This is a genomic window from Bacillus cereus group sp. BfR-BA-01311, assembly GCF_022664295.1.
Lineage (GTDB): Bacteria > Bacillota > Bacilli > Bacillales > Bacillaceae_G > Bacillus_A > Bacillus_A cereus.
Map to the genome: position 1 here is coordinate 311,509 of NZ_JAKUHC010000005.1, position 14,768 is coordinate 326,276.

Here is a 14,768-nt window from a genome sequence, read left to right on the forward strand (position 1 = left end):
AGTGACTAATTTTATACAAACGTTCCAAGAACGAAAAATAGAATTACTAACTGCATTAAGTGAGCATTTACAAATATCGCTTATTTCATTATTTTTTGCAGTAATTATAGCGGTGCCACTTGGCATCTTATTAACAAGAAAAGAACGAATGGCTGAATTTATAATAGGAACTTCTGCAGTAATGCAGACAGTGCCATCACTTGCATTACTCGGACTATTAATTCCATTAGTAGGAATCGGAAAACTTCCAGCGATTATCGCATTAGTTGTGTATGCACTATTACCTATTTTACGAAATACATATACAGGAATAAGGGAATTAGATGAATCTCTAATAGAAGCCGCGAAAGCTATGGGGATGAATAGTTGGAGAAGATTGTGGAAGGTAGAACTTCCTCTTGCATTGCCTATCATTATGGCCGGTATTCGTACAGCGATGGTATTAATTGTTGGAACGGCTACATTAGCAGCTCTCATTGGTGCTGGTGGGCTCGGTAAGCTTATACTATTAGGTATAGATCGAAATGATCATGCACTTATCATTTTAGGGGCCGTACCAGCCGCGTTACTCGCTTTATTCTTTGATATAGTACTTCGCATACTTGAACGACCGAAACGCTCTTCTAAGCGTGTTATATTGACGATATGTATTGTTTGTATAATGATTGCTTCTCCATTTCTTTGGAGTACAGAAAAGAAAGATATTGTTATTGCGGGCAAACTTGGATCAGAACCTGAAATTTTAATTCAAATGTATAAGCAGCTTATTGAACAAGATACAGATTTACACGTACAATTAAAACCAGGTCTTGGAAAAACAGCATTTGTATTTGAAGCGTTGAAATCAGGGGAAGTAGATATATACCCAGAATTTTCAGGAACAGCTTTATCTACTTTCGTGAAAGAAGAACCAAAGAGTACAAATCGTGATGAAGTATATGAGCAGGCTCGCATTGGAATGGAAAAGAAATATAATATGATTATGTTGAAGCCAATGGAGTATAACAATACATATGCACTAGCTATGCCGAAAAAAATAGCAGATCAAAAGAATATAAATACAATTTCTGATTTAGGGAATGTTGCACAGGAAGCCAAAGTAGGATTTACATTGGAATTTGCTGATCGTGAAGATGGTTATAAAGGAATGCAAAAATTATATAACTATAAGTTCTCGAATGTTAAAACGATGGAGCCGAAGCTGCGTTATAGCGCAATTGAATCTGGAGATGTTAACGTAATTGATGCATATTCAACAGATAGTGAATTGGAGCAATACGGACTGAAAGTGCTGAAAGATGATAAAGGGTTATTCCCACCTTATCAAGGAGCACCATTATTAAGAAAAGAAACGTTACAGAAATATCCTGAACTTGAAAAGGTATTAAATAAATTATCTGGAAAGATTACAGATGAAGAAATGCGAAAAATGAATTATGAAGTTAACGTAAATGGTAAAAGTAGTGAAGAAGTCGCAAAACAATTTTTACAAAAAGAGAAGTTACTTCGTTAAATTTACAAGAAATATACAAATTTATATGTTTGAAATGACCGTTCATTACAAAATGAGCGGTTTTTTTGTGCATACTTATACATTTTTTCAAAAAAGTATTCCATTTTTGCTCATTTTCTTTTAGAATAAGTAATGTTTTCCTGAAAAAATATAAGAGAAACGTCTATTAGAGAAAAAGGTGACTTTAATAGTTGAACGAACATAACACCTAGAATGACAGATGGGGTGGTACAAATAGAAAAGAAGTTAGGATTTTTTCCATTAATCGCATTAGTAGTTGGAACAATGGTTGGTGGCGGTGTTTTTAGTTTACCGCATGATTTAGCAGTAGGAGCAAACAGTGGTGCAATAATAATTGGCTGGTGTATTACAGCGATGGGAATGATTCCACTTGCGCTCGTATATCAAACGTTAGCAAGACAAAAACCGGAACTTGAAGGTGGAATTTATAGTTATGCACGTGCTGGTTTCGGTGAATATATTGGGTTTAATAGTGCTTGGGGATATTGGCTAGCAGGAATCTTAGGTAATGTCGCAACAATTATGTTACTGTTTAGTACATTAGGTTATTTCTTTCCAATTTTCAAAGGAGGAAATAATGTTGCGTCTATCGTTGGGGCATCACTTTTATTATGGACACTTCATTTTTTAATTTTATTTGGAATCCGTGAAGCTTCTATTATGAATGTGATCGCAACAATAGGGAAGTTAGTTCCAATCGTTTTATTTATTGTTGTAATGGTAACAGCCTTTCGCTGGGACACATTTACACATGATTTTTGGGGAGAAGGAACGATCTCACTTTCCGCTATACTTGGCCAAGTGAAAAATACAATGCTTGTAACACTTTGGGTTTTCATTGGAGTTGAAGGAGCGGTTGTATTATCTGGAAGAGCGAAGAATAGTCGAGATGTTGGTAAGGCAACAGTATTGGGACTTATTTTAGTAATGTCCATTTATATTTTAATTTCTGTCCTGTCAATGGGAGCTATGACAAGAGGCGAACTTTCTGTGTTAGAAACTCCGTCCATGGGACATGTATTAGAGCACGTTGTTGGTCCATGGGGTGCAGTTGCGATTAACATCGGATTAGTTGCTTCACTTGTCGGTACATTAATTGGCTGGTTTTTACTTGTTTCTGAAATTTCTCATGTAGCAGGAAAAGATGGCGTATTTCCGAAAGTCTTTACGAAAACAAATAAGAAGCAAACACCGCACATGGCATTATGGATTTCAAATGGTGTTGCCCAAATTATATTTATCATCGTTTTGTTTTCGGAATCAACATATCAAATTATGTATTTCATTGCATCAACATCAATTTTATTACCATATTTATTATCAGCGTTATTCCAATTTAAATTAGTCATTACAAACGAACTAAAAGACGCTAAATTAAAAAACGGAGCGTTAGCTTTAATTGCTTCTATTTACTCTGTATGGCTTCTTTATGCAGCTGGTTTAAAGAATTTACTACTCGTTTCAATTGTGTATGGAATTGGAATTATTGTTTACACGTTTGCAAGAAAAGAACAAGGGAACCGTTGCTTTGTAGGTGCAGAGAAGTATGTGATGTGGGCAATTATTGTTGCGGCTATCACATCAATATATATGTTATTAACTGGAAATATAAAAATGTAAAAAGTCCTTTTGATTTAAAGGGCTTTTTTCTTTGTTTAGAGAATATTTACTACATAAGATATTCAGGAGGGATGAGAATGGAAGAAAAAGAACAGTTGTCTAGAATAATTGATTTAGCTAGTGAGTTAAGGAAAGTATTAGTGCAAGAATCTTTTTTTAATCATCATCCTGAACTAAGAGGAGTCATTGAAAATTTAGCAAGTTCTGTTGAAAATTTGGCGGAATTACAAATAAGTAAAGATGAAAACGCTGAAGATCGATTACGTTACGTACTTGCGAAAATGAAAATTGCTCATAATGCAATTTTACAAGAGAAAAAAGCATTTCCTTCTCATTAATATAAGTTTTTATTTTGAACCTGGCGGATAACGTCAGGTTTTTTATTTCTAGTTTTTCGTTTCTTTCATACACTAAGAATAGTATGAAAAAAGAAGGTGACTAAGGTGAAATTACATAAAGCTCTTCAGCCAAGTTTTATAAAACGAATGTACTATATGAGATTTTTAGGGAAATTTACAAAAGCTGAGAAAGAGAAGAGTGGAGAGAATTTCTTTGTACACTGCTTATCGCCAATACCATTCACTTTACAGGAACAATTTACAAATGAACCATATGTATTTGAAGGGTTATGTAGCAATAAAAAGAATGAAAAAATCTTTTCGGAATTAAAGAAGAGGAAATTAGAAAAGCAATTAGTAATGTTTCGTCTTTATTATGAAAGAGGAAATGTATACGTGGAGTTAATATGTACAGAAGAACCGAAAGAAATAGCAAGCAGCTATAAAATGATTCCGGCACCTAAAGTTACAAATCATAAAAAAAGAGAATCTTTAGAGCGAAAACTTAGCAACGGTTATTTATCATTTCTTATGCCAAAATTTCCGAAAGACTTTGAGCCTCCCGAATTATTGTGGCACGATGGAAGACTGTACGGAAACATATCCCTAAAGTCATCAATTAGCTCAATCGCCTATTTTGAACAGAAACGTGAATGTAAATATATAAACTGCAGTGACTGGACGAAGTATGTAGAAATAGCGGTAGAAGATCAATTATATTTTGTAAGTGATTATGTATATGAGCAATTAAAAAAACGAATGCATGAAGAAGGTAAGCTAGTTGAAGTAGAGGATATAAAAATACAAAAAGATGAATGGGAATGGGATGAGCGTGAATCGTCCTTTTTACAGTATGTACAAAGTATGGTGCATAATAAAGGGTTATATTTGGATGAAACGGATATTTATAATTTCCATATAAGTGTAAAAACAAATATGTTAACGATTCTTGGTGGTATACCGGGCGTTGGGAAATCACGTTTTGTGCAAACTTATGCAGAAGCATTAGGGTTACAGTATGGGGAAGAGTTGGTTTGGATTCCAATTTCGCCATCGTATCAAGAACCACATGATTTACTTGGTTACCTTCATCCAAATGGTACTTTTATTGAATCTGAAGCGAAGTTAGTTAGGACATTAATGAAGGCGAAAGAAAATCCAAATCAACTGTATATAATCGTTTTTGATGAAATGAACATGTCTCATATTGAGCATTGGTTTACTCCGTTTCTATCTGTTCTTGAACTTGAAACAAAAAATCGTATTTTAAACTTGTATGAGGGTGTACAGGACATAGAGAATTCAATTCCATCAACAATTGAAATTGGAGAAAATATTATATTTGTAGGTACTGTAAATTTTGATGAAACAACGAAAGAGCTCTCTGATCGATTATTAGACCGAACGAACCTAATAACGTTACAGAAAATTCCGTTTTGTGAGATGGGCATGGAACAGGGGAAAGTCGTATTACATCCACCTTTGAAAGTAACGGCGGGAGAATTTCGGATAAATTGGATGAGAAATAAAGCGATGATTGAAGTGTTTTCTGAAGAAGAATTAGAGCTATTAGATAAGTTGCATGTCGTATTGTCATCACATGACGCGTCTAAGGGAATTTCTTTCCGATGTGCAAATGCAATTGCGACTTATTTGCAAAACATACCGTTTCAAAATAACCATACCTATATGATTAGTAGAGAAGAGGGGTTTGATTTACAAATAAAGCAGCGTGTATTGACGAAAATCAGAGGGACCGAAATGATGGTTGGGCCTTTACTTTCTGAAGAAGCAAAAAGGGGGGCGACCTTAGTACCTCTTTTGCAATCTACACTTGCAAACAGAGTATCTACATTTGAACATTCTTTAGCATATATACGAGAAAAACGTAGAGAACTGGAGTTGTATGGATATGCAAAATGAAGGGCGTTATGAAACAAAAATCGTTGATACGAATGAAACGCTCCCTTTTGTATTAAAGTTAATCATTGGAAATGAGGGGAAAGGAGATTATATTTTATTAAATCGTCTTTGTACATCTACTACAGCATTAGTTCAATGTATTTATAAAGTACAAGAATTAAAACCAATAAGATTGCAGTACAATTATGAAATCCCAATGAATATTACTTTTATATGGAATAAAGTATATGAGGGACAGAAAAATATAAAAGAGGCTCAATATGAAATAAATGAAAAAAAACAAAGAGTATTAATATATGAACACGGGAAAACAGAATTCTTTTATCCATGGCGCTGTGGTCTATACCATTTTGAAGTGCTTATAGAAGATACAACGTATTATGGCGCATTTCAAATCGTACCGAAAAACTTTTTTGATGATCAATTTGAAATGATTCAAGACTATGTGAAGTCAATTTTAAATGAGTTGATTTTGGATAGAGGTTACTATAAAAAAACCTTCTCTGCACTTAGCGATATTGAGGATTCTTCTTATTTAGTGTTACTTAGAAAGTTACCGCAAAAAATGAAAATGATAAAGCAAATCTTTAAGAAAATAGAATCAAGCTCAAAATTTATAAATGAATATAAATGGGAAGGAAAAGAGCGAAAGCCAACAAGAAAAGGAACTATAGTGGCAGAACGAAAACCTTATGCCAAACATTATAATCGTAAGTTTATGGAACAAAAAAATAGTAAGGAAAATGCATTTCTTAAATATAAAGCGATGCAATTTTATCATTATTTAATTGAAGCTAAAAGTTTTTTACGTCAAACAATTGAAATATTAGAAAGAGAAAAAAAGAAAAAATCAGAAGAGTTTCAAGCTGTAAAAACGATTATACAAACAATTGAGCGTAATGGATCAGTAACCGATAGAGAGAAGCAAAAATATAAAAATATACATTTACTAAAAGAAGCCGATTTACGAAAGAGCTCAATGAAAATACAAGAATATAAAATATTGGCGCATATTGTGCATGAAAATGTACAATACTTTCAAATGTTAATGCACTCTTCATTTTGGAGGGAAGTTACTGAAACAAGTAACATGAACTTACATGATTTATCGATACCACATCAACAATTACTACATCATTTAGAAGTACTCCCGCAATATACGGATCAATCTCCATCATTATTATTTGTTTATAAGCCAACGTTTTTAGTGTATGAATATTACGCTTTTTTTATCGTTATTTCACTTTTAGAGCAAATTGGTTTTGAGGCTAGAAACTCCATCCGTGAACAAATACAAGAACATTTTTATGTAGATGGATTACAAGATGGAACGACAGTAGTTTTAGAACGAGATGATATAAAAGTGCATGTCGCATTTAATGACTTAATTGAAACACATCCTCTTATTGCATTAAGTAAAGGTAGTAATTTTTACAATGGTGAGGATACGAAGAAGCCAGATATTCGCTTAGACTGTTATGTAAAAGAAGATGGGAAATACGTATATAAATCTTCTATTATTATTGAAGTGAAGTATAGTCCAATGTACAATATTTTTCAGCACGTCGGAAATACGAAAGCAACTGAGCAAATGTATAAGTACTGGTCTATAAAGTATGTAGAAGAACAGGATGGAAAGCGAGTCTATTATCGAAGGTCAATTTATGAAGTCATTTGTGTATATCCAGGAAGCCATATGCATAGTAAAAAAATTGAGTCTGGATGCGGTGTTTTCTTGCAGTTATATCCATATAAGACGAAACAAGGGGAAGAGAAATTAGCTGGAAAACATGGGATGGTACAAATTTTTGAAAAATGGCTAAAAAGCATTAAGAAGTAAAAGAAATCCTTTTTCATAAAGGATTTCTTTAGATTAAGAAGAATTATATGCTGTATGGAAAGAAACGTAGTGTAATTTAGATTTGAAAAGTGCTACAAATGTGTTATTAAAAGGAATGTGAGCGCGGGATAAAAGTCGATTAAATTGGAATCTAATTCATTTTGCAGAATATAATAAGTCATAAATATTTTTAGTTGCATACGAAGATTTGTTCTTATATGATAGGTAGTGAAAGCGTTATCAAAAAAACAGAGCGGCGATGGGAAAGGCGGTTAAATATGTTCCAGCGTGTTCAAACAAAGGAAGAACATTTTGGGTTCGAGCAACTATGGGGAGATTTTTGTGAAGAAAGAAATTTAATGTTCGTAGAACGTAATTTAAATCCATCACGATTTTTATTAATAGAAGATGAACATCCTATTGGTACAGTAGAATGTATTAAGTATACGGTACCTGAACAATCGAATTCTGAGTTTTTCTATCCGTTTTCTAAAAATGATTTAGTAAAAGATTTGAAGAATGTATATGAAATAGGCAAGTTAAGTATTTCGAAAACGTCTCGTGGAAGAGGACATTTCAAAAGGCTAACAGCTATTTTATTTATACATGCGTTAGAAACAAAAGCTGAATGGTACATTGCAGCAGTAACAAAAAGAATGTATATGTATTTACTTACACTTGGTTTTCCAATTGAACCAATAGATAATCCTTTTCAGTTTCATGATACTTTACAAGGTGTACCAGTAAGAATTCATGCTCGAAAAGGGGTTACGCATTTGTATTCTTTAAAAGAATTTCGTGATGTGATTCAAGGGAATGCTCATGCACAGGCATTAATTACAGAATACAGTAAAAATATTATGTTAACGAAATAAAGCGAAGTGAATATGTATAATAAAGAGAATAATATTTGTATAGGATATAACTCTTCATTAAAAAAGACCCTTATTATTTTAATAAGGGTCTAAAAATTATAATCCAAATATACTAAAAATCATTTTGCGGCGCTTCGGTTTCTTTTCTCGTTCATATGTTGGTTTTGAATCCGGAGTAATATAAATGGGTTCTTCTTTCGTTAGGGCAGCTTCTAACTTTTGAATTCGCTCTAACATTTCCTCCATTTCACGACGGTGTTGTAAAAGTTGGTACGTGACGACATCATTTGCCTTATCTTGCATTTGTTCTTCCATTCGATCAAGTCTTCTCGTAATAGTGTTTAATTGATTAGCTAATTGCTCAAAATCATTCGATGATATGTTTTGAACAATTGTATTAACTTGAGTTTTTAATTCCTCAACTTCATTTGAGGAAGCCTTTTGAGTAGATTGAGAATTTTGAGATTGCTCTATTTGAAATCGATGGTGTTCTAACATTTGATCGACATCCTCTTGTGTGAAAATAAAGTGGCCATATTTGTTTTTCTCTATCGTAAGATTTAATTGTTGCGCGATCCGGACAACAGCCTTTGGGCTAACACCTAATTTCTTTGCGATAAATGGTGTTTTATATTCCAAAATAATCCCTCCTATATATATCCTGTTGAATGATTTCGAGCTATGAAGTAAGTTCCCTTCTAGTGCGACAAAAGAAGTGTGGAATCGGCAAAGAAAGTGTTTTTTCACGAAATTGAGTTGAGGAGAATAGTTCTTTTAAATAAAAATGTCTTATCGTAACATTTAGAATAATTTGACGAGTGTAAATGAATTAGATTATCATAATGATAAATATCTTTTTTATGTATGCATATAATATATAAAAAGGTGGTTGCTAATGTAGAATTTTGTTAGAGTATTAGAATGCTTACTTCACTTGAATAAAATTAAGTAGGAGGTGGCTTCCTTGCTTACAAAGTAAGTAAGGAAAAGTATTTGGACATATATAGTATAAGTATAGTGATTGTTTTAATTGCCTTAACGGCATTTTTCGTTGCAGCAGAATTTGCAATTGTTAAAGTGAGAAGTTCACGAATTGACTATTTAATTGCAGAAGGAAATAATCGTGCAACATCGGTCAAAACAGTCATTACAAACTTAGACGAATATTTATCTGCTTGTCAGCTAGGAATTACTGTTACAGCTTTAGGAATTGGGTGGTTTGGTAAACCTGCGTTAAAGCAAATGTTTGATACGCTTTTTGCAAATTGGAATATCTCTACTCAACTAGCAGACATTTTTGCTGTAATTTTAGTATTTTTGTTAATTACTTTTTTACATGTTGTAATAGGGGAATTGGCCCCAAAAACATTTGCAATTCAAAAATCTGAACAAGTGAGTTTGCTTGTTTCTAAACCGTTAATTTTCTTTTATCGTATTGCATTCCCATTCATTTGGCTATTAAATGGTTCAGCTCGAATCATTACGAAGCTGCTAGGGCTGAAACCGCCGAAGGGGCATGATGAGGTTCATTCAGAAGAAGAATTACGGTTGTTAGTTTCAGAAAGTTATAGAAATGGTGAGATTAATCAATCTGAATATAAATATGTGAATAAAATTTTTGAATTTGATGATCGGATTGCAAAAGAAATAATGGTACCTCGAACTGAAATGAATATTATAAGTAAAGAGATGCCTGCTGAAGAAGCTTTGCAAAAAATGTCTCGTGAAAAATATACAAGGTATCCAGTTGTTGATGGCGACAAAGACCACGTAATAGGTTTTGTGAATTTTAAAGATATTTTTACTGAATTTGTACAACATAAAGCTGTTAATAAGAAGACAGTAGAGCAATATATGAGACCAATTATTTTAGTTATCGATTCTATTCCAATTCATGATTTGTTTTTAAAAATGCAAAAAGAAAGAACACATATTGCTATATTGATAGATGAATATGGTGGAACATCTGGACTTGTTACTGTTGAAGATATTCTGGAAGAAATTGTTGGAGATATTCAGGATGAGTTTGATACGGATGAGCAGCCAGAAATTCAACAAGTTAGTGAAACGAAGACGATACTAGAGGGAAAAGTACTTGTTAGTGAAGTGAATACGTTATTTGGTTTAGGGATTGATGATGATGGTGTTGATACAATCGGTGGTTGGATTTTAACGAAGAATATAGAGATTGCTGAAGAGGATTCCATTGAAATTGAAAATTATAAGTTTTGTGTGAAAGAATTAGATGGACATTATATAAAAAGATTAGAAGTTACAAAGATAGTAGAATCGATTGTTATTTTAGAAGATGAAAAACAAATTTCGTTACAAGAGCAAATTAGCTCGTAAACTCTGCTATATAGCAGAGTTTTTTTGAGCATAATGTTTTTTGAGGGATAAGGGCTATGATACAATGACATAAGTCAAACCTTTCACTAGGTGAAGTATTGTTGTATACATATATTTGGAAGGAGAAGAATTATGAAAAAGCATTTATATATAAATGGAGATTGGAAATCTGTAAACACGTATAAACCATTATACGCACCATATTCTGAAGAAACATTAGCGGAAATTGCACAAGGCACGGAAGAAGATGTAAAAGAGGCTGTTACCGCTGCAAAAAATGCAATGACAAAAATGAATAAATTATCTGCATATGATCGTGCGACTATTTTAGAGAAAGTTGCACAAAAAATGGATGAAAGAAGAGAAGAATTTGCAGAGATTATTGCAAAAGAAGCTGCAAAACCAATACGTGCTGCAAGGGGAGAAGTAGATCGTACTGTTCAAACATACAAATTTGCAGCTGAAGAAGCGAAGCGTATATATGGTGAGACATTGCCATTAGACGCCGCACCTGGTGCAGATGGGCGTATTGCATATACAATCCGAAAGCCGATTGGGGTTATAGGGGCTATTACACCATTTAATTTCCCATTAAATTTAGTAGCGCATAAAGTTGGACCAGCAATCGCTGCCGGAAATACAGTTGTATTAAAGCCAGCTGATCAAACGCCATTATCATCTTATGCATTAGTTGAGTTATTTGAAGAGGCAGGATTGCCAAATGGAGCTTTAAATATCATTTCTGGCCCTGGCTCCACGGTTGGTGAGGCAATCGTCAAAAATGATTACGTTGCTTCTATTACTTTTACCGGAAGTCCAAAAGTTGGAATCGGAATAAAACAAAAGGCTGGGCTAAAACGAGTTACGTTAGAACTAGGCTCAAATGCTGCTGTTATTATTGATGAAGATGTAGAGTTAACAGATGAAATAATTGAACGTGTAAAATGGGGAGCATTTGTTAATAATGGGCAAGTTTGTATTTCAGTACAACGTGTTTTTGTACATGAAACGAAAATACATGAATTTCTCTCAAAGCTAAAGAAAGCGATGGAATCAGTTGTTGTTGGTGATCCATTGCTTGAGGAAACGGATGTATCAGCTTTAATTTCAAAAAGAGATGTAGAGCGAATTGATATGTGGGTTCAAGAAGCAATTAAGGAAGGAGCAACTGTTTTATGTGGTGGTAAGAAGCAGGATGCAAGAATTTTTGAACCGACTGTATTAACAAATGTTCCAGATCATGTATCTGTGCAGTGCCAAGAAGTATTCGGTCCACTCATGACAGTAAATACATTTAAAGAATTTGATGTAGCGATTGAGCAAGTAAATAATTCGCGTTACGGCTTACAGGCAGGAGTATTTACAAATAATTTATTTAAAGCAATGCGTGCAATTGATGAGCTAGAGGTTGGTGGTGTCATGATTAATGATATTCCAACGTTCAGAGTAGATCATATGCCTTATGGTGGTGTGAAAGAAAGTGGCACGGGACGCGAAGGAATTAAATATGCAATAGAAGAAATGACAGAAATGAAATTAGTATGTATTAAAAAATAAAGTGGAAAAACTTAAAACTTGCACTAAAAAACGAGTAGGAAATGTTTACGATTCCATACTCGTTTTTTACGCTTCTAGTAACTATTTAATTAAGTGTAACTTTTACTTCATTTCTTGTTTGAAAATAGTATCTTCTACATAAATTTGTTCTTTATCTATAGCAGTAGCATGAGTTAATACTAAACCGATTGGTGTTTTTGTATCTTTATTTTGAACAATTGTAAAAGGAACATTTTTTTCGTTTGCTAATTTAATGTATTTTGATAAATGTGGGTAAGCAATGCCACCATTTAGGAGGAGTTGTAATGATTGAGAAGAGCGCATGCTACCCGCCACTTCAGAGTATACATTACTTTGCATTACTTGACCGATTGTTAAAGCGATTTCCACACGCTCACGTAATGTAGTTAAATACATATTACGTTCTTCTGGTTTGTTTTGCTTTTGGCCGTAAATGCCTTCTTGGAGATAATCTTCCACATTTTTATTTACCATATTTTTCACACCTTTCATTTTCTATTGTACGCAAGAATTAAAAATGATGCAAAAAAAGTCGTTTTGACTACGGAAATAATGAAAATATGTGAAGGAAAAAGGGGATTTGTATACAATTAGTTAAATAAGAAAGAAAAAATAATTTTATCAACAGAAATTAACAAAATGTGACAAAAATCTATTAACGAATCGTATTTTTTGTGTTAATATTCAAAATATAAAGGGTATTCGTCGTATGGAAATGGAGGGAATGGAGGTTTTTCCAATCGATAAGGATATTAAAGAAATATTTTGTTCACACTTGAAAAACAATAGGCACCAATTCGTAGAGAACTGGAAAAACAAAATGATAATTTCCGAAAAAGATCCATTTAAACTAGAAGTAGTTCAAAATGGAGAGGATTTACTAGAGTTAATTATCGAACTTACTATGGAAGATAAAGATATAAATTATCTTCAACCGTTATGTGAGAAAATTGCTATTGAACGTGCTGGAGCAGATGCGAATATTGGAGATTTTGTTTATAACGCAAACGTGGGAAGAAATGAACTTTTCGAAGCGATGTGTGAATTAGATGTTAGCGCTCGTGAATTGAAACCAATTATGGCAAAAATACATACTTGTTTTGACAAACTAATTTATTATACCGTTTTAAAATACTCGGAAATTATATCGAAGAATTTAGAGGAAAAACAGCAATATATTAACGAAACACATAAAGAAAGGCTGACGATTTTAGGGCAAATGTCAGCTAGTTTTGTACATGAATTTCGTAATCCGCTTACTTCCATTATGGGGTTTGTTAAATTATTAAAGGCGGATCATCCGAGTTTATCGTATTTAGATATTATTTCGCATGAATTAGATCAATTAAATTTTCGTATTTCGCAATTTTTACTCGTATCGAAAAAAGAAATGTGGAATGAATCGGAACGGTTTTGGCTTAATGACTTGTTTCAAGACATTATACAATTCTTATATCCGAGTTTGGTCAATGCGAATGTTTTGATTGAAAAGAATCTACCGTATCCAATTCCGCTTGTTGGTTATCGGAGTGAAGTGAGACAAGTATTTTTAAACATATTAATGAATTCAATTGATGCTCTTGAATCAATGAAAGAAGAACGAAAAATTATCATTGATGTATTTGAAGAAGATCAAGCTATTCGAATTGTGATAAAAAATAATGGACCAATGATTCCAGCTGAAAATGTAGAAACGATTTTTGAACCATTTGTAACTACTAAAAAGTTAGGAACTGGTATTGGATTATTTGTATGTAAACAAATTGTGGAAAAACATAATGGATCCATTATGTGTCGATCAGATAACGATTGGACAGAATTTCAAATTGCATTTCAAAAATAAACAGTCTACACCAAATGAATGGTGTAGACTGTTTTAATTTGTGAGTATAACGGCTTCTAATTTAGGATCTTTAGTTGAATAACCTACTATTGAAATTGTATAAATAACATTTGGTTCAACATTGAATTTTGGTATAGTCAATAAAACGTTTTTATTATCTGCGAGTGAAATTTCAATATCTGCTGTACCAGGGCTAACTTGCAAAAAATCTGTTATTTGTTTAAAGAGTACATTTTCAAATAAATGATCCCCATCTTTTAAATCTACGTTTACAACAGGGGTATCTGGAGAGAAATGTGCAAACCGTATTTTGGCTTGACCAGCTGGTAAATGTGTATTATCAAGTATAGGCTGTAATTGTAGGTGATTATCACTATTTATTGCAGCAAGAGTATAAGTATGATTTCCCATTATTGGTACCAACGCTGAAAAGATTGGAGTTTCATTTCCGACAGGAACAATATCTATACGGTATTTACCTTGCACTAATGATAAATAAGGGCTGAATTGCTTAAATGAAATATTTTTAATAACCTTTTGTCCGTTTACTAAAATGTCAACCGCTGGTATATTTGGATCGGCATGAAAAATTCTTATATGTGACGGTAAAGCAGCTTCTTGTGAGTCTCTTGTTTCATACGCCTGTACAAGTTTTGATAGTGCATCGTAATATTTCATATATAATTCTATATATTTTTTAGGATTACGAAACTGATAGTAACGTGCGAGTTGTTCGTATTGTGTAACTTCTTGTCCATATTTTTCGATTTCAGATTGAGACATGAACATTCCTCCTTTGTCATCATTAAAACTATATGCGAAGCAAGAAAGCGGTTATGCAAAAAAATGGTTTTATAAAGGGAAAATT

Annotated in this window: 12 protein-coding genes; 9 read left to right on the plus strand and 3 right to left on the minus strand. The window is 33.1% G+C overall.

What is annotated here, in order from left to right:
* Nucleotide 1: 1 nt before the first annotated feature.
* From MR136_RS14775 to MR136_RS14800, 6 genes are all read left to right on the plus strand, one after another.
* A complete protein-coding gene (locus MR136_RS14775) occupies nucleotides 2–1,513 on the plus strand; it encodes an ABC transporter permease/substrate-binding protein (protein WP_000181014.1) in 1,512 nt (503 codons plus the stop codon).
* 213 nt (nucleotides 1,514–1,726) lie between these two features.
* The gene (locus MR136_RS14780; RefSeq protein ID WP_000129444.1) at nucleotides 1,727–3,154 is read left to right on the plus strand and encodes a basic amino acid/polyamine antiporter; all 1,428 of its coding nucleotides are present in this window, start codon (nucleotides 1,727–1,729) and stop codon (nucleotides 3,152–3,154) included.
* Between the two features lie 77 nt (nucleotides 3,155–3,231).
* Complete coding sequence (locus MR136_RS14785; RefSeq protein ID WP_000391445.1) at nucleotides 3,232–3,492, plus strand: hypothetical protein; 261 nt, start codon at nucleotides 3,232–3,234, stop codon at nucleotides 3,490–3,492.
* Between the two features lie 105 nt (nucleotides 3,493–3,597).
* Nucleotides 3,598–5,415 (plus strand): AAA family ATPase, encoded by a 1,818-nt coding sequence (locus tag MR136_RS14790; protein WP_000766187.1) that lies wholly within the window; start codon nucleotides 3,598–3,600, stop codon nucleotides 5,413–5,415.
* Nucleotides 5,405–7,255, plus strand: coding sequence for a hypothetical protein (locus tag MR136_RS14795; RefSeq protein ID WP_061457153.1), 1,851 nt, complete (start codon nucleotides 5,405–5,407; stop codon nucleotides 7,253–7,255). Before MR136_RS14790 ends, MR136_RS14795 begins: the two co-directional genes overlap by 11 nt.
* A 278-nt stretch (nucleotides 7,256–7,533) precedes the next feature.
* Complete coding sequence (locus MR136_RS14800) at nucleotides 7,534–8,130, plus strand: hypothetical protein (RefSeq protein WP_000487796.1); 597 nt, start codon at nucleotides 7,534–7,536, stop codon at nucleotides 8,128–8,130.
* 96 nt (nucleotides 8,131–8,226) lie between these two features.
* Here the strand turns inward: MR136_RS14800 and racA are convergent, their stop codons facing one another.
* Entirely contained in the window at nucleotides 8,227–8,769 is a 543-nt protein-coding gene (gene racA / locus MR136_RS14805) for a chromosome-anchoring protein RacA (RefSeq protein ID WP_000456023.1), read from the minus strand.
* Between the two features lie 354 nt (nucleotides 8,770–9,123).
* Here racA and MR136_RS14810 point away from each other — a divergent pair, with 354 nt between their 5' ends.
* Together MR136_RS14810 and MR136_RS14815 are read left to right on the plus strand one after the other, a co-directional pair.
* Nucleotides 9,124–10,479 carry a hemolysin family protein gene (locus tag MR136_RS14810; protein ID WP_000356250.1) on the plus strand — a complete coding sequence of 452 codons (1,356 nt, stop codon included), beginning with the start codon at nucleotides 9,124–9,126 and terminating at the stop codon, nucleotides 10,477–10,479.
* Between the two features lie 132 nt (nucleotides 10,480–10,611).
* Complete coding sequence (locus MR136_RS14815) at nucleotides 10,612–12,036, plus strand: aldehyde dehydrogenase family protein (protein ID WP_078420973.1); 1,425 nt, start codon at nucleotides 10,612–10,614, stop codon at nucleotides 12,034–12,036.
* 102 nt (nucleotides 12,037–12,138) lie between these two features.
* Here the strand turns inward: MR136_RS14815 and MR136_RS14820 are convergent, their stop codons facing one another.
* Nucleotides 12,139–12,531 (minus strand): YueI family protein, encoded by a 393-nt coding sequence (locus tag MR136_RS14820; RefSeq protein WP_000247558.1) that lies wholly within the window; start codon nucleotides 12,529–12,531, stop codon nucleotides 12,139–12,141.
* Between the two features lie 235 nt (nucleotides 12,532–12,766).
* Between MR136_RS14820 and MR136_RS14825 the strand changes: the two genes are divergently transcribed.
* Complete coding sequence (locus tag MR136_RS14825) at nucleotides 12,767–13,900, plus strand: BA2291 family sporulation histidine kinase (RefSeq protein ID WP_000425086.1); 1,134 nt, start codon at nucleotides 12,767–12,769, stop codon at nucleotides 13,898–13,900.
* Nucleotides 13,901–13,933: 33 nt separating this feature from the next.
* Here the strand turns inward: MR136_RS14825 and MR136_RS14830 are convergent, their stop codons facing one another.
* Nucleotides 13,934–14,683, minus strand: a complete 750-nt coding sequence (locus MR136_RS14830; protein WP_000083284.1) for a DUF4397 domain-containing protein — start codon at nucleotides 14,681–14,683, stop codon at nucleotides 13,934–13,936.
* Between the last annotated feature and the right edge of the window lie 85 nt (nucleotides 14,684–14,768).